Raw genomic sequence first — 26,134 nt, 5'->3', positions numbered from 1 at the left:
GAAATAACCTGTACGCGGAAGTCAAGGGAGGGCAAAGTGGCGGGGTATAAAGAAAAAGCGCTTATTTTATGTAAAACTTATCCATCACCAAGTAGCAAGTATGTCGAATTATCTTGCGTTGCGGCAGCGCTCGAAAGTGGCGAGCTAATACGTTTATTTCCTGTTCCGTTTCGCTTGTTGAAGGACGACGCCAAATTTGCAAAGTGGCAGTGGGTTGAAGCTCGAATTGAACATTCAAAAGATGGTCGCCCGGAAAGTCACTATATTAAAATCGATACGATAGAGGTGAGAGATAAAATAGGCACTGAGAACTTCTGGCAAAAGAGACGGGATATATTAAGCAAGCTCCCAACCTTTGCCTCACCGGAAGAATTGGAAGCCAAAAGGTTGAAAACCAATCACAGTCTTGGCTTAATAAAACCAGAGAAAATAATAGACCTCTTGATTAAGCCATGCTCGGCTGAATGGGGAAAAGAAAATATTGAAAAACTTATGCAGGCGGAAAAGCAAGCGTCATTCTTTGAAGAAGAAAGACATATTCCTAGCAATATTCTTGAAAAGATACCGTTCGATTTTTATTACACATATAAATGCTCGGAAAGTGATAGAATTTATAAATCTAAAATAATTGACTGGGAGGCTGGTGCTTCTTATTTAAAATTCAAAAAATTGTATGGCGACATTTGGATTGAGAAATTCAAGCAAAAATATCTATACGAATTTCAAGAAAAAGACATTTACTTTATTATGGGAAATCACAACAGATTTAGGCACCAATGGATGATAATAAGCCTAATTTATCCTCCAAATACGCAGCCAAAACCGCAGACTATGGATTTGTTTGCTTAATTATTCAGCGGCGACTAGGCAGTAAGTAGGTAAGAAAGCGAGGTTTCTTTCATATTTCGCAGGGTCGTCGCCGTATAGGTCGAATGACGAAACACCGTAATCGACAAGCTTTTCAGCAATGATCGTGCGGTGACAAGTTTTAGGATCGCGCTCAAAGCACAACATACAGGTTATTTTTTTTGAAGCTGTCAACGAAAGCTCGGCAACTTTCTCCTTGGCTGCATCAGTTTCAATGTGATTTGTATAGATTTTGCGGAATTCATCAAATCGACCCGCACGGGCAGCATCTCTGCCCGGTTTGGGGTCCCCTAATCCCTGATAAGAATGATACTCAATACCCGCTTGCTCTAGACGTTCTCTAAGTACGTTTTTCGAGAAGCCCTTCTTGCGAGAAAGCGGTAATGCTCTAACGTCAGCAAGCACTTGTACGCCTACGACCTGAAGGGTTCGCACAAATTTTTCGATATCTGTGCCTTCATATCCGATGGTGTAAATTGTGCTCATGGTAGGTATCCTTTTCTGTGAAAACACCACAGTATGGTTAACATACCCTTATACAGTCCGGGGCAAACAACAATCCGTTAACTTTTTTTGCTCTGCTATCCGTGACAACTGAGGCGATAGCGCCACACTGTGAACGACGCTTTTTTAATCAGCTAATAATGAACGGACTAACTTGTTGTAATAGTGCGTCATCCGAAATGAGCGAGAAAATTCAAAATCCAGCCGGCTTTTACGGCGTATACAAAACTCTTTGATGCGCGAGTTACGATCCCTGCGAAATAGGCCGTTGGATTGGGTCGGCTTGCATGTACGATGAATACTGAGCCACCGCTAAGCCCGTCCGGTTCAAACGACATATTTTCCAATGGACGCAGCGTGATAACTGCTTGGTCATTTGAAGGGCGGTCGAGTTGAACAATCACCTTTGCCTTCACGGTGCCAATGTGGCTGGCGTCCATGTCGTAATTCTGAAGCTCAGTTGGAAAGCCGCTTACCTGTGCAAATGCGAACTCGTCGTAAGGCGCGTCTGGAGGGGCTACTCCAACGTTATAAAATCTTGACTGCAATCGTGGTAGTGATTTGCATGGTTCCGTGAAATCGAACGCGCAAAGATCGTGAAAATCACCATCATTAATCTCAATAAAATGCTTAGCCCCGCCTGAAGTAATTACATTCCCATCAGGACATAGCATTCCTATCTTAGAAAGTTCTAGTCCGTTGATTTGGTGACGAGTGCATACGACAAAATATTTATCGTGCCAATGCAGGCAGGTTGCAGAGCCGATTAGACTAATGGGGTAAGTTTCGTGGCCGGTTAGCACGACCAGATTAGTAGAGAATGCTGCTAATGCACTATCCAAAGCGCTGATAGGTACAAGAACGCCATTAACTTTAGTGCTATAATGAAACAAGCGATCTTTAATATTCTTCATATTTATCTGCGTAAGCGCTTCGCTGAGTGGTCCGTTCAGGAAAGGGGAGAACCGGGTGTTCGCCAGCTTCTTCTTATCCTAGTGGCCCGCCAGCGGGAGATTAATTCGTTTGGTTTCGCCGTCTGAATAAGTGATAGCGACGTAAGATTGCGGACGGAATTCCAGTGTAGCGAGTACCTTGCCCGCTTTCTGCAATGCGTCTTCGACATTGTCGGTATGGAACCGACAGGCAAAATAGCCGCCCCCGATTTCATGGCCGTCGAGACTTGCGGTATCCGCCATTGCCTCTTCCAAGGCATCTTCGAGAGGATAGAGATCGAACGTTTCACCGGATGCGCCGAAGGCGTCATCTGAAAGCTTTATATTGACGACAATAGTACCGGGGACTGGCTGCGCGGTGCCCTCGTTGGCAAATACAGATGCGCCCAAGAGAGAAGCAATAAATACAACGATAGATCGAAACATTTCGAAGCCTTGCTTATATGATAATGTTGTTCGAGCGGGTTAAATCGAAGATTACTACCACGATCCGCCCTCTACTTTTCCAGTAAGTAGGTCTACAGAGAACGGATACAATTTATCGTCCCTTGGATCAAAAGCTTCGCCTATAAGCGTATTGCCTTCAATTGATACATACTCAATTCCATCCCATGAGATGCGGCCACTTTTCCAAAGTATGCCGCTTTTAGTATGGGCGCTAACTTCAATGTCATCTGCAACGATCATAGCCTCAAGAGGCTTGTGATACCCCATCCAAGCGATAGGGCCGGGTAACATCTCAACTAATGTTTGAGATAACACATTGATTTTATAAGCATTCCCGTCAGCAAGAACAAATACCGCAGTTTCTCCTAATTCAGGATAAACGCCTGTTGCCATGGCCCAAGTACAATATCCGGGGTCAAAATTTCCAGTCCAAGTCTTGCTGTTTGAAGTCGTGAACTCGAAAACGATACCTTCGCGGAAACTACCGGGTTTAGGAAAACTCACTGCGATGTCGCCATATGCCGGTAATCCCGAAAGTCGCTTGAATGAAAACAAGTCAAAAATCCTCCACTGCGGGCTTGACTTTATAGAGAAAAATTAGAGTACGCTTTGCGCTTTTTCCTTTTTTACCTGGAGCGCAGACATGCCAAGCAATGAATTTCATATGCCCTCGGAGGTTCACAACACCAGCGCTTCGTTGCCGCAGACCTACCAAAACGCAAAGAACGCACTCGCGGAATGCGTTCAAATCGATGAATGCGTTTCGTGGGGTGACAAGGCGGCGGCGCTGGCTTCTTACGCCAAGCAAGCGAACGATGATGAAATGATGAAGATGGCAACCCGTATTCGGGATCGCGCCATTCGTCGCGCCGGGGAACTGCTCAAGCAAATTGAGCCAGCAAAAGGCGGCGACCGTAAGTCCGATGAATATCAAAGGGCGGACGCCCGCCCATTGGTTTCTCGCCAGCAAGTGGCGGCAGATGCTGGTATGTCTCCGCATCAGGCAAAGCAGGCCGTCCGCGTGGCGAATGTCCCACAGTCGGATTTTGAACGTCAGGTCGAAAGCGCCAACCCGCCAACGGTTACGAAACTGGCGGAACAAGGCAAGAAGGCCGCGCCGAAGCCTATCATCGACTTGAAGGGCCGCGATCCGAACGAATTCAATCAGTCGCTGCATTTCATTGCGGAGTTTGAAGACTACGCGAAGACGCTTTCCGCCTTTGATCTTGAAACGATCCTTCCGGGCCTGATCGCCGAAGAAGCTGCACGCGTTCGCGTAGCAATCGCCAAGATCGATGCAATTCATGATCGCATTGCTACAAGGATTTAGCCCATGTCTGAGAAAAGCATTCGTTTGAAGATGCATAGGAAAGACAATGATAATCTTTTAATCATTGCCCGCGAATATGTTTATGCCCTTGATTTACATGGCAAACCACCGGAGCGTTAGGCATCGCTTCAAAAGAAGCGATGCGGGTTAGAAGCCGCAAGATCACAGGGCGCTGACTGCGCCGCCGATTTCGATTGGGGCGGCTTTTATATGGTCGGGCGTAACGTGGGGCTTTCGTGCCGCCGTGTCCTGTGCACGGTCTTCTAACCCGTTAAGCCCGACCGCCAGTTTAGAAGCTGTCGGTCGGTTCTCAAACACAGGGAGCCGAACCATGACCAATATCGATCAAGTCAATTCCACGTCTGATACCGCCGCCAGCCTATGGGGCGTGTATGAGGCAATTTATGATGAGCTTGAAGTGCTTACCAATCCCGCGTTGACTACAGACAGCGCAGTAATTGCCAGCCTTGCAGACCAAGCACATTGTGTTCTTGTCGCTCTATCATACGCACGGCCTCTATCAAATAGCAGCGCGGCGGCGCTTCTGCGCGCCGCGAAAATCCTAGCTGAAAATGCTGCTGAATACGCCGACCCTGCCGAAGCCGCTGAATGTGGCGCGGCTCATGGGCGCTGCATGAAGACGGCAATAGCTTTTGTCGAGAGGCAAGCCGCTTGAATATGAATGCCGCTGCGGAACAATCAAGACCGCAGCGGCACGCTAACAAGAATAACAAGCACGGCGCAAATTTGCGCATCCTCAGGACTTACCCTTTTAACTCATAATCGGGGCCGGGATTGGCTTGGAAACGCCTCAAAATATCATGATTTCAATGGATTATGAATACAAAAACTGATGCGTGTTTCGCTGTTAACGCAGGAGTTGACCCGGTAAGATTTTGCCTCCTGCTATGGTTGATGGAGGGAATTTGAAGATGAGTGTTCGCCGCGCAGCCCTTTATGCTCGTTTCAGTACAGAATTGCAGTCTGATCGCTCCGTTGACGATCAAATCGCCCTTTGCAGGAATTTTGCAGAGCGAGGTGGTTTTGAAGTCGTTCGAACATATGATGACCGCGCCAAATCTGGCGCGTCTATGATCGAACGCGATGGCCTCCTGCGGCTTCTCGCGGACGCAAAGAACAACCAGTTTGACGTTGTAATTGTCGAAGCGCTTGATCGCGTTTCGCGCGATCAGGAAGACATGGCTGCAATCTATAAGCGGCTCAAGTTTCTCGGTATCGATATCATCGCGGTCCATGACGGCAAGGCCGACACCATTCAAATCGGTATCCGTGGCCTGATCGGCGCAATTTATCTTGAAGACCTCAAGCACAAGGTTCGGCGCGGTATGTCTGGCCGTGTTCGCGACGGCTTATCGGCAGGCGGCAAGGCGTTCGGCTATAAGCCGGTTCTCGGCAAGCCGGGCGAATTGGTCATTGACGAAGACGAAGCCGCTGTCGTTCGGCGCATATTCAGGGAGTATGCGTTGGGTAGAACGCCTCGGCAGATCGCGATTGATTTGAACCGCGACGGTATTGTCCCGCCGCGAGGCGCGGTTTGGAACGCTTCGACGCTTAACGGCTCGAAAGCGCGCCAGAATGGCATGTTGCGCAATCCCATCTATTACGGCGAACTGATTTGGAACCGCGTTACGATGGTCCGCGATCCTGAAACGGGCAAGCGCGTGAGCCGGAACAATCCCGAAAGCGAATGGCAGCGTAAGAGCGTACCAGCTTTGCGGATTGTTGATGAGGAAACGGCGGCAAAGGTGCAGGCCCGTATAGAGGAACGCACGTTTAATATGTCACCGGAGCGCGCGCCGAAGCGTCCGCGAATGCTGTCTGGTCTTCTCAAATGCGGAAAGTGCGGTGGCGGCATGACGCTTGACGGCTACAACCGGGGCCGAATGCGTGTCCGATGCGTCCGCACGCGCGAGACAGGCGCTTGCGATCATAAGCGCAAATATCACCTTGAGGACATTGAGGCCGGTACGGTCGAAATGCTGCGCCAGCAATTTTCAAAGCCTGAATTGCTTCAAGCCTATCTAGACGCCTTTCTTCAAGATCGGCGGCAGAAGGCCGCCGAAATCAACAACACGCGTTCTATCTTGGAAAAACGACTAGCGCGTCTTGAAAGCGAGTTGGAGCGCGCGATTGACCTCTGCATCAAAGGTGTCTTGTCGGAAGACAAGTTGATGGAGCGCAAGAAAGAAATCGATCCAGAGATTGTTCGCATCAAGGCTGATTTGTCGATGCAGCCACCGCCGCCGAAGATTGACGTGCATCCCGCGACGATTGCGGCGTTGCGCGGCGATATGGAAGAACTTGGGCGTATTTTGACGAAAGGGCCGGTGGAAATAACCGAAGCCGTTGTCCAGACGCTACGCAGCGTTGTGGATAGCGTCGTCGTTTATCCAACCGAACCGCGTACAGCGCCGGTAGTTCAAGTGCGTGGAAAACTCGCGCGACTGCTTGGAGAAGACATAGAAAACGGCTTTCTTCCGAAAGCGGCTAACAAAATGGTAGCGGAGGCCCGTTCTGTTCGAACTCCCCACTCGCTACCACACCAAAAACAAAGGATTTCGCACAAGATCGGCCGGTTTTACGCTTGATAATGCCAGAAAACAAAAAAAAGCCCCGCTCGGCGGTTAACCGAGCGGGGCTTTCTCTATTCTTTCTCTCGCGATTTTACAAAGCGCATAAGGCGGTCGGTCAGAATGTCGGTAATCCACATTGCAATGACGCCGACAATGAAGGCCGCTGCGTTGTTCGTGGCCTCGGGTGCGCCATCGGTTGGCATAGGCCAATTCATCATGCGGGCGTAGTGGATGATCGGCTCGGTTAGATATGCCGCAGCAAGTGCGCCACATATCGGCGAGAAGACGACTTCCCGAATTTTGAACTGCTTTCGGGATAGCGCCCGCAGAAAGCCGCCTGCCGTGCCCGCGACGATAAAGTTAGGGTTGAGGCCGAGGTTCGTAAGGAATTCATGAAGCGACATTGCACCATTCTTTCCGGGCGGCATTGCTGCCCTTAACTTCGATCCTCGTTTGTGCCGTGTCGCTCTTGCTCGACGAGATCGGCAGCCAGACTGTGCAAACTGCGTCCGTGTCCACATCTTGCTTAATCCCTTGTCCACTCGTCATCGAGCATCCCGCCGCGAGCATCACGCTCGGCAGAAGCACGAGCATCGGCAGCGCGGCCGATCCTTTCGATTTCCTTTTCATAGCTGTCCGCCTTGCCCCTTAAGTCTTCGGCGGATTGCACCTTTTTGCCCGCAGAAAACGCTTTGTAGAAAAGGGCGGCTATTGCAGCCGCCCCCGTTAGAATGCCGAGAAGGATCGTAGACATTGGCGCTACGCCTTCGGAATGAGTTTTGGACTGATAAGGTCGGTAATCTTATCGTCCGTCAGCTTGAAGAAGCCGACCGCATCGGGAACCGACTGCCGAACGTATTTGGTCGCGGCCAATAGTGCCGGGTTACTTCGGTCGACCGGCTTCCCGACCAGCTTGCTTTCAAGGTGCCCTATTGCCAGCCGTGCAGCGTTTTCGAGTGCCGATTGAAGCGCCTCGCGGTGCTTCGCCTCGATTGCGATGCCGGTCCAATCGGTAAACCGCTTGATCGCGTAGCCCACGCCGACGGCGATAGCAGCCGACACGAGGTTAAAGAGAAGCGGGTTCACGCTTTCGAAAAAGCCCGGCGGCGAAGAAGCCGCCTCGGCCGTCGCAACGGCCGGGAGCGCGAGAGCAAGAGCCGCAACCGCGCACACTGCCACACCGATCATAGAGAAAAATCTCATTCCGAATTCTCCTTCGGTTAGAGGATTGCTTTGACGGCGGCGCGGAATGCGTCGCCGACCTTGGCGGCCGTGTTGAGCGAAGGCTCAAACGGCAAGATCGCAATGTCCCATTTCCCCCGCTGCTGAATGCCAAGCGTGCGCTGCACTTCGGCATGCGAGAGCACGGTCGACGGGGTAACCGGGATCGAATAGCGGCGACAAAGGTCGGCCACGGCTTTAATCGCCGCCTCCCATTGCTGCCGGGTGATTGGATATTTGCCAGCGTTGAACGGCTTCTCGACCGCACCGGCCATGCCGCAGAGCGACAGGCCAATCGAGCCGCTATTACAATTCAGTGTGTGAGCGGCGTAGCCGGACGAAACCGGCGCTTGGTTTGCAGCGATCGACGGGTCGCCCTTCACCGGATTGCCGTCGCCTTCGATAAGCACATGATAATGAGCCTTATCGACCGCGCTCGCCTTGTTTGCCCCGGCGGTCCAATGGACGATGACACGTTGCATCTGCGCCCAAGGGAGCCATTCTTCCGGCAAAAAGCGAACCGCAGGGCTTGGCGCTGCGGCTCCCTTGCCCGCGAGGGCTGTAAGTGCCGCATCGATTGCGGTTAGCGTCTTTGGGCCGATCAAGCCGTCAGCCGCGCCCGGATTGTAGCCGAGCGAAGCCAACCGCCGCTGAATAGTCAGCACGGTAGTCATGCGATTTCCTTTCGGTGGGGAAGCCGCCGAAGCGGCGGCGCTTAAGCGATATTGCTGTCGGGATTGCCTGACAGGGACGGCGTGCCTGCCTGCCCGCTATTCGATGTTGAAGACGACGGCGGTGCGGCCCGACCGCCGGAGCGGCTTTTATTGGAGGACTTGCGCTTGTCCTTCCCCGCGTCGCCTTGCGGTTGTTTGACGTCGAGGCGGGTCACCCAACCCGTCGAGCGCGAAAAGTCATGATTGACGGTGTCAATGCGATACGTTCCGTCAATTCCGGGACGCGAACCGCTTAGATTGACCGTTCCCTCGGGCTGCGCATCGGCATTGCCGTCGATCGTGATCGAGCCTTCGCCCTTGGCGCGCTCGCTGTCCGCCTTTCGGCTTTCTGACAAGCGCTTGGCTTCGGCAGCATCTCCGGCCGGGTAACGGCTGGTGAACTCGGCCTCGGCCTTTTCGTCCTCAATCTCGACTTCTTCCGTTTTCCACGTGCCGGATTTGGCGTCGTACCAACGGGTTTTAGTTTTCGAGTATCGAGGGCGGCCGGTGACGGGGGCGATATCCCAAGCGATAAGATTGTCGCCGTAGGCCGCGTTGATGACAGCGAGCGGTTTCCCGCTGGCTGACTTGCCGCCGTTGCGTTTGGCGAGGATCGCAACGTCATTCGAGATTTTGAAAGTCCCGCCGACTTCACGCGCGAGACGTTCGCCAAAATGAATGAAGCTTTCCGATTGCATCGCCCAATAGGGCCGCACGATCGAGGCGAGTTCTTCGTCGACGCGAACGCTTTCGATCCCGCCGAGCTTTGCCGCCTCGCCGAAAACGTCGCCGAGCTTCTTTTCGTCCCAATGCTTTTCTTGCTGTTGCTTTGCCTTCCCCTGCGCGTCGAAGCCTTTTCCGCTGATCGACAGAACTCGGCCCTCGCTCCGCGAGCCTTTAGAACGGACTTCATCAACGACGCCACGAAAGACAACGCCTGCGCCTTTCCCGACCGTGCCAAGCGAAACAGAGATAGAAACGCCTTCGCTCGGGAGGAGGATCTTCCCGTCCGCGTCGTCAAGGTCGATGCGAACCGTGTCACTCGATGCACCCGCTTTATCCGAAATATTCAGATTAAGGAGCCGGGGCATTAGGGCGCTGGAAATGTCGCGCCCGTCGACGATGACAACGCACTCTGTTTTTTTGCTCGTTGTCATTCGATCAATCCCAAAGATGAACGGTGTCTCGTTCCTTCGTCTGCAATTCAGGCGCATCGATCGGGAACAGAATTTCGGTTCCGACCGGCAAGAAGGGGCCGAGGTCGGCAATGCCAGGGTTCAAGTCGAGAACGCGCTCAACAAAGCCGGTGGGCTGCCTTTTGAAGCGTCGCCAAACAAGAAGGGGAAGCGTGATAGCTTCCCCTTTGACGACGATCGTTTCCGCGTTGCCTTGGTAACTCATGCCAGCATCCCTATTACCGATGCGAAATAGTCTGCATCTTGTGGAGCATCGCCCCGCAGCAAACTGATTTCGACGTTGATTTGCTGCCCGACGCCCTTCGCCGAAAGGTAGGAACCTTGTTCCTTAACGCCCGTCACACCAAACCAGCCGAGTGGCTTCCCATCGCCTCGCATGAGGTATTGAGGAATGCCGCTTTTTCGAATGGCGTGAAGCTGGTCGAGCTTTTCAAGCCCGCCGAGCTTTTCGGGGAACAGTACGGCCGAGAACGAAAAGCTTTCGGTAGCTTCACCGACAAATTCGAGCGGCGGTCGTCGGCCCATGACCGGCTTTTCGACGTAGTCGCCGCCGTTCTCGCTATCGGTGCCGATGGGATTGAGCGGCCAAATCTCAAATGACAATGCGCCGAGAAGGAAAAGCATTATTCAACCCCTATATCAGCGTGAAGCCCCGAGATTGACGACGTATCAAGGCGCGGTGAAATCACCGGGCTAAGCGTCGTCGCCATCTTTTGCTTGATGCGCGCCATGAATGCATCAATTTGCTGCTCGGCGGCCGAAAGTTCGGTCGATAGCGCGGCGTTGTATCCGTCCATCGTTTGCTTGGCGGCCGCCGCAGCCTCGGCAGGCTGCGCCTGCGGTATTGCCGCATTGATTTGCTGGTCGAGCATCGAACGCTCGGTCTGCAAATTATCCCGCTCTATATTCGGCATGTCCCGCATGGCCGGGTGGGTGTTTTTCTCGATTTGCGCAAGTCGGGCGTCGATTTCCGCTTGGCGGGCTTGCCATTCGGAAATGTCATGTGTCCGGCCTTCCTCGGCGGTTGCTTCCGGGCCGACCCGCTGACTACCGCCGACCTTCGACGGGTTGATGCCGGTCTTGCTTTCGATCCATGCGTCAATGCCGCTCGTGAGGCCCCAAAGATTGCCCTCGGGGTCAACAGCGTCGAGCACTTCCTTGATGGTCCAGGCGGTGCCGATGATACCGGCACCCTTGGCAGCTTTGCCAAGAAGCGAGCTTCCCTTCGATGCTGCGCCAGCACCCGCCGCTGCACCTGCGGCAGCCGCTCCGGCTCCGGTAGCGCCAGCGACCCCGGAGATACCCATCGCAGCACCGGCAACACCAAGCGCGCCGCGCCCGATCTTCGTCACCAACAACAGCATTGCGAGAAGGGACGTGAAAAACGAAATCACGCCTCCGCCGACAAGAGCGATCGGCCCGAGCACACCCGCAATCATCAGGGCGTATGTCCCGAATTCGAGGAGCTTCGGGTTTGACTGTGCGAGCGACTTCAAACCGTCAGCGGCAAGTTTGAAGGCTTCGGACGCGGTTTTCAGGACGCCGCTTTCCGCAATCGACACAAATAGATTTTCGACCGACGCTTCGAACTCGGCCCAATCTCCGACGATGCCTTTCATCATCGTTTTAGCCATGCGGTCGGTTGCGCCCTTGGCGTTCTTCTCGACGTCGGAAAGAGCCTTGTCGAGGTCGCCCGCGAGAAGCGTAATCAGACGGGAACCCTGTCGAGCATCGAAGATGCGTGCAATGTCGCCAAGGTCGGCACCCTTTTCGCGCAGGGCGCGAATGAAGCCGAAGAAGTCCACTTCCGAACCGGCGGCCGTGAGAACGTCCGTAATCGTTTCGGCGAGCTTAGACTTGTCGACGGCCGTGCCGTCGCCGCCGATGATTTCGGCAAGCTTGGCCGAGAGCTTGCTCAAAGATGTATTTAGGCTCGGATCGTTGAGAACTTGCTCAATCTGTTTCGAGAATGAGCTTGCATCAATGCCGTCGATTGCAAGCGAGGAAACCACGTCTTGAGCGCTAATCTGTCGTCCGCCCTTTACGAACTTGTCAATGTCCACATTCAGGCGGCCAAGAGCTTGCAGCATTGGCTTTGTCGGCCGGACCATGCGGACGAGCGCGGATCGCATTGCGACGCCCGCCTCGCTTGCGCGGATGCCGTTTCGAGCCATAACCATCGAAGCCGCCGCGACTTGTTCGATTGACAGTCCCGCAGCGGCGGCCATCGGGCCGACGTACTTGAATGTTTCGCCCATCATGCGGACGTCGGTGTTCGAGTTCGACGCGGAATAGGCGAGGGCGTCGTTCACGCGGGTCAGGCTGTCCGATGCTTGCTCGACCGTCTTCATTGGAAGGCGCATCGCGGTCAGAATGTTCGTCGCGATATCGGAACTTTCCTTGATCGCTATATCGCCAGCCAGCGCGAGGTTAAGCATGCCCTTCATGGAACCCATGATCTGGTCATACTTGAACCCGGCTCGGCCGAGTTCGTAAGCGCCTTTCATGATTTCCGAATTTGTGGCCGGGAAAAGCTCGTTGAGTTCCTTCGCGTAGCTTTGGATAGATTTGCGCTGTTCATCCGTTATGTCGGTAACAGCTTGCAGAGCGTTCGACGTCTTTTCGAAGTCATAAACGGCGCGCGCGCCAAAGAACGTCAAGAAACCAGCGGGCATTGAAAGCCCGGTGGTCATGCTGTGAAGGTTCCGCTTTAGGATTTGCGTTTGCTTGCCAACGTCGGAAACCATCGTACTGACCGCCCCGCCAATGGCGAGGCGACGCGCGTTTGTGCTGTCAACGGCATTGCCGATGCCCCGAATTGAGTTCGCGGCGGCGCGAGCGGGACCGGCAACGGCATCGATCAGCCGAACAGTGAGAACGGAAGTAAGATTTGCCATTTAGATACGCCTCGGGGGTAGTTTCGATGCCGTTTCAAGCCAGTCGAGAAGTTCACCGACAGGAAGGTCGAGAAAGAACGTCAGGGGCGTGTTGGTAGCGTTGGCAACGAGAGCTATTGCTCGACGCCATTCGTCGCCGCCCCACGCCCCGGAGCTTCCCCCGTGTTGAGCGCCTTCGCAGCGATATCTTGAAGGTCGGCGACGTCCAGTTCCTCGGCGGCTTCACCGATCCCTGTCAAACGGCCGACGATGGCAACCATTGCCGTATAGACGCGGCTGTCTGGCGGCGTCATCTTCGATGCGATCTTGTCGAAATCAGGCTCGGAACCGGAAAGCTCTGCGGCCACCTGAGCGTTGTTGATTTCTTGGACCGCCTTCGCATTCGACGAATAGAAGCGCATCAGGTGAGCGACGTCGTCACCGATAACGACCATGTCGCCGCCTTTCGGCCTGCGGATCGTAACCGACGACACAGTCGAGCCGTTGATTTCGATCGGGTATTGGAGCGTGTGCTTTGTCATTTGGGAACCTGAAACAGAAAAAAAGGCCCGCATGAGAGCGGGCCGGGGGAGGGAAGCTATTCAGCGGTTACCCGCCGTTGCTGATACGCAGGATATTGTTGAAGTCCGGATCGGGATCGACGCCACCTTGTCGAAGCGTGTTTGTGAAGAAATCCCAATAGAATTCCTCCTTGCCGTCGAAGAAAACTTCGTAGTGCAGCACTTCGTTGATGGAATAATCATGCCCCATCGTTTCGCCGCGCTTGAACGCTTCGGGCGCAACCTTGGAAAGGCGTCCTTCCATGATTGCTTTTGCTTCCAGCGCGTCGCCCGTCTTTTTATCTCGCACGACGCCGTAGGCAGTGAATACCTTCCGCTTTGTCGTTCCGAGGCCGAAGTCCCGCAGGAGAGGAGCGTCCCATCCCTTGAGCTTGAACGTCGGTTCGAGCTTCTGGACGCCGACGGCAAATTCGACGCCAACCTTGCCACCGCCCGGCGTGTGATCGACGAGCGTCTCCTGCAAGTCGGGGAGCTTCAATTCATCAAGAGTGAGGAATTTCGAGTTCTTCGGATCGTGGTCGCCGACGAAAAGGTTCGCAGCCTCCATGATATAAATGTTCGACATTGGTGATTTCTCCGAAATCGAGGAACAAGAGGGAGCAACGGCGGCCTAAGCCGCCGCGCGAACCGGGTTAAGCTGCAACGTCGAGGCTCGTAAGCAGGTCGTCGAGGAGGGCATCAAGCGCCGGGCGATAGCGCGCCGACTGAATGCCGATGTAGCGCAGGACGGGCGGCTCCTCCGCCTGAAACGCCACAGTGAAGCGGCCAAGGCGAAGCTGTTCCGGGCTGTTCGCGTTCTTATTGAAGCCGACGCGGAAGCCGAGGAGGTCGCCGGTAGCCTGAATGTCGCGAAGTCCGCCCTTCATCGTTGCGAGAATGTCTTCGATAGTCCCGCGATCGATGTTGCGTCGGCCGAGGAAATAGCGAAGCGTCTTGATGAACATCAGGTGGATATAATCGCGGCCGCGCACCTGATTGTAGAAACGCCAAAGCGTATCTTCGGAACAAGTGTCCGTGCCGACGTAGACATATCCACCGTCGGCGATAGCGCCGTCGGAACTTTCGCCCCGGACGATAACGCCGATGTTCTTCGCCAAAAGCTGCTGACCTTCCGTCGCCCCGTCGAGGATCGAAAACTCAATCGGCCGCGACGGCCCGACGATCCCGTAAATCGGCTGGTTGGCCCACGAATGGAACGGCCGACCTTGGAACTCGTGATCCCGGCGAACTGCAACACCGATAATTGCAGGCGAGGCGGGAACGACGACGACTTCGCCTTCGTCGTTCATGTACTTGACGCCGCTATCAACCGGAATGATGCGTTCCGATTGGATGCTTGCCCGCCAAGCAAAAGCCGCCATCTGATCGGTCGACGGGCCGTCAACGACGGCCACGGCGAGAAGCCGGTCGAGAAGCGTCGGCAGGCCCGCAATAATTGCGTTGCTCGCCGTATCCACGGTTGCAGTGAGGGCGGCATTCTCGCCTGCGGTCGAAGTCACTTCCAACGTAGGGGCCGAGGTGTAGCCCGTTCCGCCGTTGGTGATGGTGACGGCAGTAATTGCGCCACCTGCGCCAATCGCCGAGACTTCGGCAGTGAAGCCGCTCCCACCGCCGCCCGTCGCGGTGACTGCATCTCCTACAACATAGCCGGTTCCTGCCGTGCCGACGGTCACGCCGCTGACGATGCCTGTCATCTGCGAAGTAAACCCGGGAACGCAGATAAGGCGTGGCGTAAGGCCAAGCTCTGCGCCTGCGTTAAGAAGCGCATACATGCCGGTACGGCTATTGATGTCGCCTCGCAGGTTGACGATCGTATCGGTGGCGTTTGCGCCAGCTTCGACACGAACGCCGATGATGGTTGCCGAGGCCTGAAACTCGCCAAGCTGCTGATTGATAAGCTCGACGGCAATGGGGCCGGTGCCCGTCTTGCCCATCTTCGCCAACATGGCCACGTCATCAGAATAGAACTGCACGACGCGGTTTAGTGGGAATGCGGTAGGGTCGGCATCGGGAGCCGTGAAGGGCATACCGACAATCGACATGTCGGTTAGAATAGCGGGCCGTGGCTCATTATCGACGCGAGTAATCGACAGGCCGAAAGTTGGATCGCTCATGCTCAAGTCTCCTTTGTGAGCAATGCAAAAACAAAAAAGCCCGGCGCGATGGCCGGGCTTTCGGGCATAAAAAAAACCGCCTCAAGGGCGGTCGTTGGGAACAGAAAAGCCGCCCGGAGGCGGCTCGTTTTCTAAGTGCGGATTAACCCAAGAGCGTATCCCGTCAGGACAATGACGGAGGCCAGAACGCCACGCCCTTCCAGTCGCAATCGTTCGCGCACGTAGGTTAGATTTCTGCGCTTCTTTTTGCCTTTTGCAGTCCAGACCGTCGCGCCGGGTTTGAAGGTCCAGTCGAGCCAGCCTGTTTCGGCGATGTCAAAAGTTCGCACATTTTCATTAGCCAAGTACGTGCGATAAAGCGCGTGTTGGTCAATGTAGTAACGTCTTTGGTTACGGTCGAGGTATTCGCCGACTTCATCAAAGAAAGACGCGCCCTTGGGATCGGCATAGACCATTGCTCCGAGAACCTGCATTCCTTCGCGTTCGAAGTCAGTCTTTCCCTTCTGATTGCCAAGCCGGAGGTATAGCCCTACTTCGGCGTCACGTCTGGCAGGAATTGGTTGCATGACCAAACTGTCAATGTCGAGGACAACAATCGGTCGGCAGTAGTTCCGAAGAAGTGACGGAAGGTAGAAGAAACGCAGCGATTGATAAAAAACCACGGCCTCGTTTTCTGTCATTTCTGCTGTAGCGCGAGGGTTCTCGACCACTTCAACAACCAAGCGGGCAATTTCAGATGCTGCAAATCGAGCAAGAAAGGGCGTAACGACGTCCTTTTCTATCTGCCTTGCACGCTTCGGAAGCCCCGGCCCCGGCGCAGGTGACACAACCAAATGAACATTGTGACCCGCCGCAAGTGCTGACTTTGCAAAACCAACTGCATGTTTTCGAAAGTAATGTTCGTCCGACGCAGCCATAACAATAGGCAACGCCGATGCGAAGTTTGACCCGTCCATGAAAGCCCCCAATAAGCAAAGCTTAAATAACTGCGGCCACTTCACATTTCAATCGAAAACAGAGCCTATTCGACTAAAGCTTAGAAGCTTCCAGCCAGAAATTATCCCGCTGTTCTTCGGTCCATTGCATAGCAAGCCGCACCGTTTCGGTTAACGGGTGGGTACGGTAGAAAGTGTCCGCGCCAACGACGAGCATTTCCGCGTTAAACCGGTCTTGTTCAGTCGGCAACGCATCGATGATCGCTTGCAAAGCCTGCGGGACCGCCCCCGATTTCATGGCTGCGAGGGCTTCTGCGTTCGTTATAATTCCAGCGACCGCCAGTTGCTGGAAGAATTGACGGCGGCTTATTTCCTCCGGCACGTTATCCGCAGCCTGCCGGATGATTTCAGAGCCTGTCCAAGTTGCTCCATAGACTGTTCCACCGGGGCCGAACGTAAAACCGAAATCATTATCAATCCCCACAAGATTGTAGTCAGCAATCTGTGAATGCTGATAGTCATCCGTCATCGAGATAACGCGGTTCTCATCGTCGAGAGCGATATAAAACGCGTGCGGATATTCTTTCGCTAAGTCGAACCAGTCCGCGCCGTTGACATCCCGGAAAATCAATACGGGTTGCTTCTGATCGGGGGCGAAAACTGGCTCCCCTTCTTCATTCACACCTATCTGTTCGCCGGGAATGTCGATAACTTCCCGCGAGGCAACCATTTTGCCGAAGTTCTTCATTAGAAACCTCCAAAGGCCCGCCATCCCTGATAGGGAATGTGGACCTGTAATTGACGCGCATAGAACGTATACTGATCACCGCTATTACGTCCCGCTGCCGTGAAGACATATCCGCTTGGCGCACTCCAGGTTGTGTCCTTTGCCATTACATTTGACACATATCCGGCAAAGCGAGTGTCGGTTACGCACCCATTCTTTCGGTCGTCGGCGAAGGCAGCCGCGCGGCTTTCAATTTGATTTATGATCGCCTGCGCGGTCCATCCCCCCACGTTTCCGGCTGTGCCCGCAGAATTTGCGTAATTCACGCTAAAGTTTGCGGGGTTCCAAACAAAATAATTGCCAGCGTCACCATCTGCGCCGCTGCCGCCCCAAACCCAAGTAGGCTGCCCGCCTTGGCCGCTCCAGTTAAAGTTGGCAACGCCGCCGCCAACCTTTCTTGGGTATGCGCGCCCGGCCATATTACCGCTTACAATAGTGTTCACGAGAGCAGTAATGGCAGTTTTGATGTTGCCCCATGTCGTTTTGAACGGGGTCGAACTGCCGGCGAGTACCCCCGCGAAAAAGTCCCCATCATCAGGCGTAGCCTTGCCATTCGCTCCGGCTAATGCGGCACCAACGGTTGCGGTCGTTGTCAGGGCGGGCAATTGAGCAGTAGGCACCTTGCCGGTGCTGTCGAGGCTGGCAACCCCGTCCGCCTTTCCCTTGTCGACCATTCCGAGCGCATCGATATTGGAACGGCCTTGCGCTTTTTCGGCTAAGCTAAAGGACTGCGCAGCGTCAACCCGGACGCGGACGCCCAAGGCGTTGCCGACAGTGGTCGCAAACTCCGGGTCATTGCCGAGCGCGTCGGCAAGCTCTTTCAGCGTATCGAGCGCAGCCCCGGAACCATTGATAAGGTCGTCAACCGCCGTTTTGATTGCCTGCGCAACCTCTTCGGCGGTCATGCCGTCCGTGATCCCGTAGCCGCCGAGCGTTGTCGGCTTTTCCTCCAACTCGGCGAATTTGTGCTTGTGATTGCTAAACGAAGTCTCGAATGCCTTGATCTTGGCATCGATCGCCGTGAATGAGGTCGCAATTTTAGCGACCTCATTCATCTGAATGCCGGATGGAGACGGCAAAGGCCAATTGTAGTTTGCCGTGTTGGCCATTTATCACACCTTTGAAAGTAACATGCGAACCGCCGACAACTCCGGCCGCGCCGCAGGCGTGCCGGTAATCGTAATCAACGTGCGCGCATCGAGGAGGGCCGCCGCGTAGGCGGATCGGATAAAGGTTTGCTCGACGAGGCCGTCGCCGAGTTGGGTTGCACTTGAAACCGGAATGTTCGGGTAGTCGCCCGGCATTCCAATCTGGACCGTCGCGGAGGAACCGGCAGGCAAGCGGGCGTCGAGCGTCACCAACACTTTGTTTGTGTCGGCGGCGTCTATTGCTCGCGTTGCATAGTTCGCGGTTGTCTGTAACTCGCCCTCGATAATCTGGATATCGGGGAACAAGAACGGCGTTATGCGTTCGGTTCCGCGCAAGACGGCCTCGACTTGGATATCCTCATTCTGGATATACTCGTCGAACCGGATCGTTTGCGATGGTGCCGAAGTGATTACTTCGCCGCTTGGTCGGCGGAGCCGGATCGAGATATCGACCGAAGGGTCGGGGTATTCGACGCCTGCACGAATAATCACGTCCGACATTTTGTTCGCCTTGAATGTGCCGATCGGGACAACCCGTTCGACAGGATCAAAGCGACAGCCGAGCATTTCAAACCAAAGATCGGCCTCGTTGTGAACCGTCCAAGTCGAAGCGTTCGACGATGAAAGCAGCACTCCAACCGTAAACGGTTGCTCTGAAATGACCGCGTTCGTGTCGAGGTCGATCTTGCCAATCTCAGCCACAAACAACGAATGCTCCGCGTCGTCCGTTAGCGCCACGAATGAAAATTCCCGGCCACCTTGGATGAAAACCGGGAAGTTGAAACGTGCCGTAAAGACTTCGCCTTCGACAAGGTCAGTACCGGGAACGAACGCCTCGGCAAGAACGGTTTGCGTCGGCATGCCGACCTCAACCGTTCGAAGCTGCACCGCAATCGAGTTGCTTCGCGAACCCACTTTTGCGCACATCAGTCGGATGCCCGACAAGCACCACGATTGAGCGAGCGTAAAAGTCTGCGCAAGCGGGTCGTGCCCGCCGCCGCCATCGCTGCCGCCCTCTCTGCGGATCGGCGTCGAGTTATTCGCCGCAACATTCGTTACGTTGGTGACATTCGTCACGTTATTGATGACGGTGTTATTGACGACGGGTTGGGGCATCGTGTCCGTCGTCGTTTCGAGCGACGACGTAAGGCGATACTCCTCAACCGTGATCGAACCGCGTCCGACATAGGTGCAACCGGCTTCCGTTCCGACCGAGCCTTCAAAGTAAATGGACTTCGAACCGGCCGGAATGTTCGGCGGCGTTGTGAAATGCCCCGTAATTACGCCGTCCTCATCGGCAGGCCCCGACACGGTAGGCACAACGGGCACGCCATCGAACTCGACGAGCACCAAAGTTTCATTTTCGATGAAGCCTTCCAGCCGGAAGTTAACGTCTCGCTGCCGGATGAATTCGGCATTGACGACGCGCTCGCTGACTTTCTCGACCCTTTGCTCAAGCGAGATGCCGCTAATGAATTCACCTTCGCCAGCTTCAAAAGCCTGTGTTTCCGGCGACGTCCAGACCGTCTGCTTGTCGGTCCAAATGTCGGTTGAAGGCTCGACGCTCGCGCGCCCTGGCATCGGAGTGAACGTCTGATATGGATTGATCTTCATCGCCTTGCTTCGCCGTGGCTGGCGAATGACAGCGACTTCGGAGAAATCCAAATGACGGATACCAACGAATGCCGGAAATTCGTGCATGCGAGCGTAAATCGGCAAGGTCATCTTGCCGCCGAAAACGGCCGCCGTCTGCGCGATGCCTTGATCCCGCATGGCGTCATTGCGAAGCGGATCGACGAACAGGCCACGCTTTGCGCCAACATCGCGAGCGGAGACGTCGTTCTTAAGACGTTCCTGCGCAACGAGGTCGTACACGTCGAGCAACATCGTTCTAATGTCCTGAATTTCGCTGTAAGGCACATTCCGGACGCCGGTAACCTCGACGAGGGGCTTTTGACCCCAATCGTTCGAAATCCGGGCGAGTTCGATCATGCTGTCCGACACAATCGGAGGGCGGGGGCGAGACACCGCAGAAGTGCCCGTCACGTAAACCATAGACCCGGTCATATCCATGCAAACAGCGTCTATGCGAGGCAGCTTGTATGCATAGTCTATAAGAACATTCGTATCCTTGGCGGCCCCGGTCACCGTGACACTGTCGCGGGTGACTTCGTCCGGCTGGATATTCTCGTTGTACCGATATTTGACCGTATAAGTCGTTCCGGGCGCGGGTTCCACGCCGGAAGGCGACCAGTCAATTTGCCCTTGCGAAAGCAGCCAGCTTGCGGGCGAGGTATAGACCGTACTGCCCTGTTTGATTTCAAGGATCGCAGTGACCGACGGGTGTTCCAGCGGATCGACGACGCCGGAGTACGGCCCGTGAAGGACGCTTTCGGTGACCTCCTTTTCCACTGTTACCCGACGAACACTCGAAATCGGTGCCTTGGATACCTTGAACGTCTGCGTTCCGCCGGTCGCCTCGGTAAAAGGGTGCGGCTCGGCGTCAACGTTGCGAAGGTCCGGCTTTTCCTCAACATCAAACGGATATGATTGTCGCCGCACGATGCGGCGGCCGTTCACGTAGGCCGTTCCTTCTGAAACGGAGAACCCCTGTTTTCCGTCCGGCTTTGGGCCGAGCGCAGTAATCAGGAAGCCGTTGAAGACATACGACCCGTTGCTCTCGCGCGAATAGCCTTCGATCGCCTTGTAGATTTCCGAAAAGTCGATGTTTGTTGACGTCGTGAGGATAACGCCGTCCCGGACCTGATAAACCGAAACAAGCGGCTCGGGGTCGCCGTCCTGCGAATGTCCCCAAAGGACCGTAATTTCAATCCGGCTCGGACCTTCCTCCATGTAGGCTTCCGTGCCGGGGATCGAACCTTTCAAATCCACGTCGACCACATCGGTTACGAGGACTTGCGAGCTTCTGACACCGATCGTCAGGTCGCCTTTGTTTGGAAGAACAAAGGTCGCGGCAGGCACGTCGTGGACGATACCTTCGATGTAAATCGGGCAGGCCGGGAGGCGCACGCGAATATGGTCGTCATCCTCAATTTCGACGACGGGGTCTTGACCATCCATGACGCGGCCGTCTTGAAGGATATAATCAAACCCGCGCCGCATGTGATCGATATTCATCGACTGCATTTCGTTCAAGTCGGTCGATTGAAGATAGATACCCTTCTTGTCGCGGCCGACGTCCTGAAACGCGATTGCGTGGCGACGTAACGCGCGATCAAACCGATCACCGTAACCGGCGCGCTTAATGATGCTGCTCATGGCACCTCACATTGTCAGAACGAAAGTGAATGTCTGGCCGATCGAGCCATCGCGAATGATTGGCGAGAAGCGATCGACCTCGATCATTTTCCCAAGATCGACGACGTTGGCGACGGGGATATACATCTCACCGGCGGGCACGCTCTCGGCCAATTTTGTGCCGACATACATGCCCGTTTCGCGCAACGTGTTTGTGCTGGCGTCGTCGAGGTCGAGTTGAAACCGGATGAAGATGAACCCGGTCGGTTCGGAGCTTTGGGAAAACTTCGCACCGTCTGCCATGACGATTTCGCCGTTGGGATCGGGCACCACGAAATACTTGTCGCGGGTTCTCGTCATGCCGACTGCATTTTCGAGGCCGGTCAGGATTGACCATGCGGCGTCTTGAGCCGCTTGCTCTTCCGGCGTTGTCGGGCGGGGCTGGTCATCCCATTCCGGCAGGCCCTCGCCGACGGCGAGAAAGAGCGTCATGTCGTAGAGCGCTTTCGCCAATGCGACGCGCCCATCTTGGGTAAAGACAGCCATTATTCTGATCCTGTTTGGACACGCGGCACCGGAGCGCCGAAAGGTTGATGAACAAACGGCGCATTCTGGAATGCGACCGTTGCGCGGTTGCGGTACTCGACCCGAACCGCCGCCAGCGATGCGAAACGCGCTGAAAGCTGGCTCACTGGAATGATTGATTTGACGGTGCGAACCGTCTCAATGTGTTGGACGTCTTTGACGTCGACACGCCCGCCCGTCGGGACAATGACTTGCTTGCGGTGATTGACGCGGATCGAAATCACCGGGCCGCCGGGTTCCTTGCGGGTGCCGGACCATGTGTTCAGTCCAGCCCCGCCGTTGAGCCGGTGCTCATTGAGCCGAAATGCGCGAACGTCCCATCCCGCAGTCAGGCGCGCGAACTCGGAGCGTAAGGGCTTCGAAGATTGAACAAGCTGCGTTGTCGGCCGCAAGAATTGAGTGTTGGTCGGTTCAAACGGGAGGTGGACTTGAAACCACCACCATTTGCGCGCCGTCGCCGGAAACTCCTCAATATCACCGTCGTGATTTATCCAGCGTAATGCCTTGTGGATCGCTGCGGGCGTTCCAATAATTCGCTGCCATTGGATACCTTCGCGAATGACGTCCCGCAGGTTGGGGATGAACTCGGCGACCTCTGACAAGCCATACTCCGCGACGAGATACGGAATAACACTGTCGATTGGATGAAACTTGAACCCGCGCAATTCGACGATGCCGGGCGACAGTTCCGGGGTTCGGTCAAGAGCCTCCGAGAATGCCGTTTCCAGCGCCGTCGCATTGCCCGGAAGCAATGCGATACGTTCGATCATCAGTAATCGCGCCCCATGTAGTTGAGTTTTATCTCGCCTATGGCGATTGCAGTGCCGGGCGCTGCGACGAGAGGGGCGCTCGGACTAAGCATTTCCACACGCTGAACGCCTGCCATATGCAAGCGCGCCTCAACCCAAGACGGCACGAGGTCGAAGCCGATCCCGGTTTCCGTTGTCCAAGCCTTCCGCAGAGCATCTTGAAGCGGCGTCAAATCCGCGAGCGGAGCCGACGGAAGTAGCCAAACATTCGCCTCAATGTCCGTCCGGTTCTGGACAGCCGCTTCGACGACAACCGTATCGTTTAACGGCCGCACGTCGTCGCTCGTGACGATCGTCCGAACCGCGTCAAGCATAGCAGCATCGGGAATGCCGTCGTTTTCGCGGGATAGAATGGCGACGTGAATAATCGGCCAGAAATCCTCACGATAGACGGCAACGTCCCGGATACGAACGTCGGCGCGTCTGGCCGCCGCTTTATACCAGTTCGCACCCCCCGCAGGTGAACGGGCTTGGATGGCGAGAACTGTCCGGCTGCGGAAAGCTTCGTCGTCTTCCCCTTCCAATTTCTCGACATCGTAGAACGCCGCAAGGTGTTCAAGGTCCGCACCCGTTGCAAACGCCAAGAGGTTTGCCCGGGCTGCATCATTGACGCGAGCACGGACAAGGATTTCCCGGAATGCCGCAACTTGCAGCAACTTATTTGAAAGCGCGCTTTTCAGCGCGAGCGTAGGTTCGATTGCAGGAAACAAACGAATTAGCTCATCCTGCATGTCGGCAAGTATTTGCTCGAACTCAATCGGTTCGATCACGTCCGGCGACGGGTAACTTTCGAGATTGATTGTCATATCAAAACAAGCCCCCGGCCCACGGCCCCACTAATGGTTAAATGCTTCGGGCTGCCCGACGAGAAATTGCCGATCAGCGCGAGGGGGCGATAGTCGCCCTCAATACGAACTTGGAACTCGCCGCTCCGGTTTACGGAGAGCGGCGTAATCCTCGCGATCTTAAAGCGAGGCTCCCACTGGTCGATTGCTGACGTCACCGCCGCAAAGAACCGGACTATCGTTTCGGTTGTGAGATTTTCGCCCATCAATGGCGGGACGATCGAACCGTACCACTCACGCATGACGCGCTCACCGAAGAATGTGGATAGAAAATCACCGATGCATTGCTCGACATGCGCCCAACCTTCGATGACTTCCCCGGTTTGGCGATCGATATCGATGCCAAGGGCAGAGTTAAGCGACATGGCAATCCCTCCGGCTACTTTCCGGCCTTTCGCCGTTGCTTCTTCGGTTCTGGCCCGGTGTCAGGCGGCGCTAGCATGATCGAGCCGAGCGCAAGTTCGTAGGCAGCTTGGTCGTCGGAAAGTTCGAGCTTTCCGTTTTCTGGCCGTCGCTGCCCGGCAACCCATTCGCCCGCACGTTCGGTAACGAGGTAGTTTCTTTTCATCGGTGTTTCTCCTAGTTGGCCGGGCCGCTAGTTCTTGCCCCGCCTTTCTCAACCCCGCCGTGAATATGGTCGGAACCGATATTCTTTTCGTCGTGCTCGATCTTTCCGCCCGTGGTGTTCAAACCGTCGGCTGAAATTTTATGAGTGACGCCTCCGATGGAAAACGTTGCCCCGGATGCTTTGAACGAAACGGAAAAACCGCCGATTGTGAGCAACAGTTCGTCGCCGCGAAGTTCGATCCGCGCATCGCCGAACGTCAGTACGTTTTCGTTGCCCTTTTCGCTTGGCGACTTATTGCTGTTGCTCCACGTCATCGGGACGGCAAGCCCTTGCCGGAAATCGCCCGATCCGCTTAGGACAGTCATTTGCTGGCCGACCGTGGGCGGCGCGTGAACCTTCAAGCCGCCTGCAATTTGCGCATATGGGATGGGAGGCGAGAGCATCGGCTCTTTGTCGCTCCCGCCAAGGCGAACGCGAACCGTCCCGGATTTTGGATCAACTTCCGCGACCGGGCCTTGCTTGACCATGCCGTCGAAGCGCCGCTCTATTTCTGCGGTCCGTCGTAGCACTTCGACGAGGAGCTTATCCAATCTCATTGTGGCTCCTCCGGCCCGTCGACTTCGACGGCCTTTTGCTCGTCGACGGTAAAGCCGTCTGACATATCAACGGCGGCGAGAGGAACAATCTCGGCTATTCCAACGGGCTTGCTCCCGATGATACCCGTCTCATCGTTGGCAAGGCCAAGCTGTCCGCGCGCGATTTCCCAAGGTAAGTAATCACCGCCTGAAATCTCCGCTTCGATGATCTTGGCGAGCTTCGCTAAATCCGGATCGGATTTCATGGCGTCGAGCACCTTCACCCATACGCCGGAGGGCTTTTCGCCCGGCGTTGGCTCGTTAATATGGTCAATCACATAGATAAACTGGCGGGCGGCGTATCGGACGCCGTTTGCATCGTCCGCGCCTCGTCGGCTTGAAATTGAATGAACCTTAGTGACGAGGGTCCGCCAAATGTCGCCCCAAACGCCACCATCGGCCGATAAGGCTTTTGCGATCTGGTAGCCGATTATTCCGACAGTAGTTTCAAGACCAGCGTCGGTTGCCGGGATAGTTGCGACTTCCGTCGCTTCGCCGTCCGCAACATCGACGGAAGCCTTTTGCGTAACTGCCGTTTCGATCACTAGTTCAAGTTTATGGTCGCCCGCGCGCAGGTCGCGCCCCGTTATGTCGACGTTGTCGTCGTCGGTCGTGACGACAATAACGTTCCGCTCCTTGTCTTTGGCGACAAGATTGACCGGATTTATCTTGCTGTCGAAAACCAGTTCCTCGGCAAAGGTGCGCCCACGTAATGCGCGAACCGTGGCGATACGGATAACGAGGGCTACGAGGCTCATTTGTTTCTATCCAGTACAAGAGAGACGATAACGTCGCCACGGTCGGAACTTTCCGGCGCGCGGGATACTTCATAAGGCGGCTCATTTGGCCGCTCGATTAGGAGAATTTGATCGCCTTCGCGAAGCTCGTATTTCAACGCTTCATAGATCGAAGGATCGAACCATATGGCCGCCTCACGCTGTGAAAGTCGCGTTGAAGTGTTGATCTTCGTGCCGCGCCGCGAACCGTCAAAAGGTGCGGTTTCCGGCGTCAATGAGACGACGACGAAAACTTCAACAATTCGACGATCGGGATCGGGAGAAGGTTCGCTATAATCGCTTTGAATGCGAGGTGTGACCCGAACAAATTCCCCAAGCTCACGCTGCACCGCCCGTAAGGCGGTGCGCGCTGCGATGCTGTTGAGGCGCAT

31 protein-coding genes are annotated in these 26,134 nt (G+C 55.1%); 4 read left to right on the top strand and 27 right to left on the bottom strand.

The window, feature by feature from the left end; translation table 11 throughout:
- Positions 1–36: 36 nt before the first annotated feature.
- A complete protein-coding gene (locus FGI60_RS12040) occupies positions 37–849 on the top strand; it encodes a hypothetical protein (protein WP_138785373.1) in 813 nt (270 codons plus the stop codon).
- On the opposite strand, the gene FGI60_RS12035 is transcribed toward FGI60_RS12040, so the two are convergent.
- The 4 genes from FGI60_RS12035 to FGI60_RS12020 all read right to left on the bottom strand — a co-directional run bounded on the left by FGI60_RS12035 (position 850) and on the right by FGI60_RS12020 (position 3,326).
- Positions 850–1,353 carry a DUF488 domain-containing protein gene (locus FGI60_RS12035; RefSeq protein WP_114216272.1) on the bottom strand — a complete coding sequence of 168 codons (504 nt, stop codon included), beginning with the start codon at positions 1,351–1,353 and terminating at the stop codon, positions 850–852.
- 188 nt (positions 1,354–1,541) lie between these two features.
- On the bottom strand, positions 1,542–2,285 hold the full coding sequence (locus FGI60_RS12030; RefSeq protein WP_138785372.1) for a hypothetical protein: 744 nt from the start codon (positions 2,283–2,285) through the stop codon (positions 1,542–1,544).
- A gap of 78 nt (positions 2,286–2,363) precedes the next feature.
- Positions 2,364–2,750: a hypothetical protein gene (locus FGI60_RS12025; protein WP_138785371.1), complete on the bottom strand. Its 387-nt coding sequence runs from the start codon at positions 2,748–2,750 to the stop codon at positions 2,364–2,366.
- Between the two features lie 54 nt (positions 2,751–2,804).
- Positions 2,805–3,326: a hypothetical protein gene (locus FGI60_RS12020; protein WP_138785370.1), complete on the bottom strand. Its 522-nt coding sequence runs from the start codon at positions 3,324–3,326 to the stop codon at positions 2,805–2,807.
- A gap of 88 nt (positions 3,327–3,414) precedes the next feature.
- On the opposite strand from FGI60_RS12020, the gene FGI60_RS12015 reads away from it, so the two are divergent.
- The 3 genes from FGI60_RS12015 (at position 3,415) to FGI60_RS12005 (ending at position 6,710) form a co-directional block, all read left to right on the top strand.
- The gene (locus FGI60_RS12015; RefSeq protein WP_138785369.1) at positions 3,415–4,101 is read left to right on the top strand and encodes a hypothetical protein; all 687 of its coding nucleotides are present in this window, start codon (positions 3,415–3,417) and stop codon (positions 4,099–4,101) included.
- A 331-nt stretch (positions 4,102–4,432) separates the two neighbouring features.
- Complete coding sequence (locus tag FGI60_RS12010) at positions 4,433–4,777, top strand: hypothetical protein (RefSeq protein WP_138785368.1); 345 nt, start codon at positions 4,433–4,435, stop codon at positions 4,775–4,777.
- A gap of 256 nt (positions 4,778–5,033) precedes the next feature.
- The gene (locus tag FGI60_RS12005; RefSeq protein WP_171058758.1) at positions 5,034–6,710 is read left to right on the top strand and encodes a recombinase family protein; all 1,677 of its coding nucleotides are present in this window, start codon (positions 5,034–5,036) and stop codon (positions 6,708–6,710) included.
- A 56-nt stretch (positions 6,711–6,766) separates the two neighbouring features.
- On the opposite strand, the gene FGI60_RS12000 is transcribed toward FGI60_RS12005, so the two are convergent.
- From FGI60_RS12000 to FGI60_RS11890, 23 genes are all read right to left on the bottom strand, one after another.
- On the bottom strand, positions 6,767–7,099 hold the full coding sequence (locus tag FGI60_RS12000) for a hypothetical protein (protein ID WP_138785366.1): 333 nt from the start codon (positions 7,097–7,099) through the stop codon (positions 6,767–6,769).
- A gap of 122 nt (positions 7,100–7,221) precedes the next feature.
- Positions 7,222–7,449, bottom strand: a complete 228-nt coding sequence (locus FGI60_RS11995; protein WP_138785365.1) for a hypothetical protein — start codon at positions 7,447–7,449, stop codon at positions 7,222–7,224.
- Between the two features lie 5 nt (positions 7,450–7,454).
- Positions 7,455–7,898: a hypothetical protein gene (locus FGI60_RS11990; RefSeq protein ID WP_138785364.1), complete on the bottom strand. Its 444-nt coding sequence runs from the start codon at positions 7,896–7,898 to the stop codon at positions 7,455–7,457.
- Positions 7,899–7,915: 17 nt separating this feature from the next.
- Complete coding sequence (locus FGI60_RS11985; protein ID WP_138785363.1) at positions 7,916–8,590, bottom strand: peptidoglycan recognition protein family protein; 675 nt, start codon at positions 8,588–8,590, stop codon at positions 7,916–7,918.
- A gap of 41 nt (positions 8,591–8,631) precedes the next feature.
- Positions 8,632–9,786 (bottom strand): phage late control D family protein, encoded by a 1,155-nt coding sequence (locus FGI60_RS11980; protein WP_171058757.1) that lies wholly within the window; start codon positions 9,784–9,786, stop codon positions 8,632–8,634.
- Between the two features lie 4 nt (positions 9,787–9,790).
- The gene (locus FGI60_RS11975; protein ID WP_138785361.1) at positions 9,791–10,030 is read right to left on the bottom strand and encodes a tail protein X; all 240 of its coding nucleotides are present in this window, start codon (positions 10,028–10,030) and stop codon (positions 9,791–9,793) included.
- Positions 10,027–10,449, bottom strand: a complete 423-nt coding sequence (locus FGI60_RS11970; protein ID WP_138785360.1) for a phage tail protein — start codon at positions 10,447–10,449, stop codon at positions 10,027–10,029. The genes FGI60_RS11975 and FGI60_RS11970 overlap by 4 nt, the downstream gene beginning before the upstream one ends.
- On the bottom strand, positions 10,449–12,722 hold the full coding sequence (locus FGI60_RS11965; RefSeq protein WP_138785359.1) for a phage tail tape measure protein: 2,274 nt from the start codon (positions 12,720–12,722) through the stop codon (positions 10,449–10,451). Before FGI60_RS11965 ends, FGI60_RS11970 begins: the two co-directional genes overlap by 1 nt.
- A 113-nt stretch (positions 12,723–12,835) precedes the next feature.
- On the bottom strand, positions 12,836–13,243 hold the full coding sequence (locus FGI60_RS11960; RefSeq protein WP_171058756.1) for a phage tail assembly protein: 408 nt from the start codon (positions 13,241–13,243) through the stop codon (positions 12,836–12,838).
- A 67-nt stretch (positions 13,244–13,310) separates the two neighbouring features.
- Positions 13,311–13,847 carry a phage major tail tube protein gene (locus tag FGI60_RS11955; protein WP_138785357.1) on the bottom strand — a complete coding sequence of 179 codons (537 nt, stop codon included), beginning with the start codon at positions 13,845–13,847 and terminating at the stop codon, positions 13,311–13,313.
- A gap of 67 nt (positions 13,848–13,914) precedes the next feature.
- The gene (locus tag FGI60_RS11950) at positions 13,915–15,396 is read right to left on the bottom strand and encodes a phage tail sheath protein (RefSeq protein WP_138785356.1); all 1,482 of its coding nucleotides are present in this window, start codon (positions 15,394–15,396) and stop codon (positions 13,915–13,917) included.
- 131 nt (positions 15,397–15,527) lie between these two features.
- Positions 15,528–16,352, bottom strand: coding sequence for a hypothetical protein (locus FGI60_RS11945; protein ID WP_138785355.1), 825 nt, complete (start codon positions 16,350–16,352; stop codon positions 15,528–15,530).
- A gap of 73 nt (positions 16,353–16,425) precedes the next feature.
- Entirely contained in the window at positions 16,426–17,079 is a 654-nt protein-coding gene (locus FGI60_RS11940; protein ID WP_138785354.1) for a hypothetical protein, read from the bottom strand.
- Positions 17,079–18,227, bottom strand: coding sequence for a DEAD/DEAH box helicase family protein (locus tag FGI60_RS11935; protein ID WP_138785353.1), 1,149 nt, complete (start codon positions 18,225–18,227; stop codon positions 17,079–17,081). The genes FGI60_RS11940 and FGI60_RS11935 overlap by 1 nt, the downstream gene beginning before the upstream one ends.
- A 3-nt stretch (positions 18,228–18,230) precedes the next feature.
- Positions 18,231–21,545, bottom strand: coding sequence for a DUF4815 domain-containing protein (locus FGI60_RS11930; protein ID WP_138785352.1), 3,315 nt, complete (start codon positions 21,543–21,545; stop codon positions 18,231–18,233).
- A gap of 6 nt (positions 21,546–21,551) precedes the next feature.
- Positions 21,552–22,070, bottom strand: coding sequence for a hypothetical protein (locus tag FGI60_RS11925; RefSeq protein ID WP_138785351.1), 519 nt, complete (start codon positions 22,068–22,070; stop codon positions 21,552–21,554).
- Positions 22,070–22,879 (bottom strand): phage tail protein, encoded by an 810-nt coding sequence (locus FGI60_RS11920; protein WP_138785350.1) that lies wholly within the window; start codon positions 22,877–22,879, stop codon positions 22,070–22,072. The genes FGI60_RS11925 and FGI60_RS11920 overlap by 1 nt, the downstream gene beginning before the upstream one ends.
- Positions 22,879–23,724 carry a baseplate assembly protein gene (locus FGI60_RS11915; RefSeq protein WP_138785349.1) on the bottom strand — a complete coding sequence of 282 codons (846 nt, stop codon included), beginning with the start codon at positions 23,722–23,724 and terminating at the stop codon, positions 22,879–22,881. Before FGI60_RS11915 ends, FGI60_RS11920 begins: the two co-directional genes overlap by 1 nt.
- A complete protein-coding gene (locus tag FGI60_RS11910) occupies positions 23,721–24,128 on the bottom strand; it encodes a GPW/gp25 family protein (protein ID WP_006472982.1) in 408 nt (135 codons plus the stop codon). Before FGI60_RS11910 ends, FGI60_RS11915 begins: the two co-directional genes overlap by 4 nt.
- 14 nt (positions 24,129–24,142) lie before the next feature.
- The gene (locus tag FGI60_RS11905; protein ID WP_006472981.1) at positions 24,143–24,331 is read right to left on the bottom strand and encodes a hypothetical protein; all 189 of its coding nucleotides are present in this window, start codon (positions 24,329–24,331) and stop codon (positions 24,143–24,145) included.
- A gap of 11 nt (positions 24,332–24,342) precedes the next feature.
- Complete coding sequence (locus FGI60_RS11900; protein ID WP_006472980.1) at positions 24,343–24,927, bottom strand: phage baseplate assembly protein V; 585 nt, start codon at positions 24,925–24,927, stop codon at positions 24,343–24,345.
- Entirely contained in the window at positions 24,924–25,724 is an 801-nt protein-coding gene (locus FGI60_RS11895) for a hypothetical protein (protein WP_138785348.1), read from the bottom strand. Before FGI60_RS11895 ends, FGI60_RS11900 begins: the two co-directional genes overlap by 4 nt.
- Entirely contained in the window at positions 25,721–26,134 is a 414-nt protein-coding gene (locus tag FGI60_RS11890) for a hypothetical protein (protein ID WP_138785347.1), read from the bottom strand. The genes FGI60_RS11895 and FGI60_RS11890 overlap by 4 nt, the downstream gene beginning before the upstream one ends.

Origin of the sequence: Brucella haematophila, assembly GCF_005938105.1 — a bacterium.
GTDB classification, from domain to species: domain Bacteria; phylum Pseudomonadota; class Alphaproteobacteria; order Rhizobiales; family Rhizobiaceae; genus Brucella; species Brucella haematophila.
Note: the sequence above shows the minus strand (reverse complement) of the source record. Positions and strands in the feature narration are given on the sequence as shown.

Excerpts from the sequence above, each read along its gene's own strand:
- FGI60_RS12035 (WP_114216272.1), bottom strand. The coding sequence starts at position 1,353 with ATGAGCACAATTTACACCATCGGATATGAAGGCACAGATATCGAAAAA.
- FGI60_RS12030 (WP_138785372.1), bottom strand. The coding sequence starts at position 2,285 with ATGAAGAATATTAAAGATCGCTTGTTTCATTATAGCACTAAAGTTAAT.
- FGI60_RS12025 (WP_138785371.1), bottom strand. The coding sequence starts at position 2,750 with ATGTTTCGATCTATCGTTGTATTTATTGCTTCTCTCTTGGGCGCATCT.
- FGI60_RS12015 (WP_138785369.1), top strand. The coding sequence starts at position 3,415 with ATGCCAAGCAATGAATTTCATATGCCCTCGGAGGTTCACAACACCAGC.
- FGI60_RS12010 (WP_138785368.1), top strand. The coding sequence starts at position 4,433 with ATGACCAATATCGATCAAGTCAATTCCACGTCTGATACCGCCGCCAGC.
- FGI60_RS12005 (WP_171058758.1), top strand. The coding sequence starts at position 5,034 with ATGAGTGTTCGCCGCGCAGCCCTTTATGCTCGTTTCAGTACAGAATTG.
- FGI60_RS12000 (WP_138785366.1), bottom strand. The coding sequence starts at position 7,099 with ATGTCGCTTCATGAATTCCTTACGAACCTCGGCCTCAACCCTAACTTT.
- FGI60_RS11995 (WP_138785365.1), bottom strand. The coding sequence starts at position 7,449 with ATGTCTACGATCCTTCTCGGCATTCTAACGGGGGCGGCTGCAATAGCC.
- FGI60_RS11990 (WP_138785364.1), bottom strand. The coding sequence starts at position 7,898 with ATGAGATTTTTCTCTATGATCGGTGTGGCAGTGTGCGCGGTTGCGGCT.
- FGI60_RS11985 (WP_138785363.1), bottom strand. The coding sequence starts at position 8,590 with ATGACTACCGTGCTGACTATTCAGCGGCGGTTGGCTTCGCTCGGCTAC.
- FGI60_RS11980 (WP_171058757.1), bottom strand. The coding sequence starts at position 9,786 with ATGACAACGAGCAAAAAAACAGAGTGCGTTGTCATCGTCGACGGGCGC.
- FGI60_RS11975 (WP_138785361.1), bottom strand. The coding sequence starts at position 10,030 with ATGAGTTACCAAGGCAACGCGGAAACGATCGTCGTCAAAGGGGAAGCT.
- FGI60_RS11970 (WP_138785360.1), bottom strand. The coding sequence starts at position 10,449 with ATGCTTTTCCTTCTCGGCGCATTGTCATTTGAGATTTGGCCGCTCAAT.
- FGI60_RS11965 (WP_138785359.1), bottom strand. The coding sequence starts at position 12,722 with ATGGCAAATCTTACTTCCGTTCTCACTGTTCGGCTGATCGATGCCGTT.
- FGI60_RS11960 (WP_171058756.1), bottom strand. The coding sequence starts at position 13,243 with ATGACAAAGCACACGCTCCAATACCCGATCGAAATCAACGGCTCGACT.
- FGI60_RS11955 (WP_138785357.1), bottom strand. The coding sequence starts at position 13,847 with ATGTCGAACATTTATATCATGGAGGCTGCGAACCTTTTCGTCGGCGAC.
- FGI60_RS11950 (WP_138785356.1), bottom strand. The coding sequence starts at position 15,396 with ATGAGCGATCCAACTTTCGGCCTGTCGATTACTCGCGTCGATAATGAG.
- FGI60_RS11945 (WP_138785355.1), bottom strand. The coding sequence starts at position 16,352 with ATGGACGGGTCAAACTTCGCATCGGCGTTGCCTATTGTTATGGCTGCG.
- FGI60_RS11940 (WP_138785354.1), bottom strand. The coding sequence starts at position 17,079 with ATGAAGAACTTCGGCAAAATGGTTGCCTCGCGGGAAGTTATCGACATT.
- FGI60_RS11935 (WP_138785353.1), bottom strand. The coding sequence starts at position 18,227 with ATGGCCAACACGGCAAACTACAATTGGCCTTTGCCGTCTCCATCCGGC.
- FGI60_RS11930 (WP_138785352.1), bottom strand. The coding sequence starts at position 21,545 with ATGAGCAGCATCATTAAGCGCGCCGGTTACGGTGATCGGTTTGATCGC.
- FGI60_RS11925 (WP_138785351.1), bottom strand. The coding sequence starts at position 22,070 with ATGGCTGTCTTTACCCAAGATGGGCGCGTCGCATTGGCGAAAGCGCTC.
- FGI60_RS11920 (WP_138785350.1), bottom strand. The coding sequence starts at position 22,879 with ATGATCGAACGTATCGCATTGCTTCCGGGCAATGCGACGGCGCTGGAA.
- FGI60_RS11915 (WP_138785349.1), bottom strand. The coding sequence starts at position 23,724 with ATGACAATCAATCTCGAAAGTTACCCGTCGCCGGACGTGATCGAACCG.
- FGI60_RS11910 (WP_006472982.1), bottom strand. The coding sequence starts at position 24,128 with ATGTCGCTTAACTCTGCCCTTGGCATCGATATCGATCGCCAAACCGGG.
- FGI60_RS11905 (WP_006472981.1), bottom strand. The coding sequence starts at position 24,331 with ATGAAAAGAAACTACCTCGTTACCGAACGTGCGGGCGAATGGGTTGCC.
- FGI60_RS11900 (WP_006472980.1), bottom strand. The coding sequence starts at position 24,927 with ATGAGATTGGATAAGCTCCTCGTCGAAGTGCTACGACGGACCGCAGAA.
- FGI60_RS11895 (WP_138785348.1), bottom strand. The coding sequence starts at position 25,724 with ATGAGCCTCGTAGCCCTCGTTATCCGTATCGCCACGGTTCGCGCATTA.
- FGI60_RS11890 (WP_138785347.1), bottom strand. The coding sequence starts at position 26,134 with ATGCGCCTCAACAGCATCGCAGCGCGCACCGCCTTACGGGCGGTGCAG.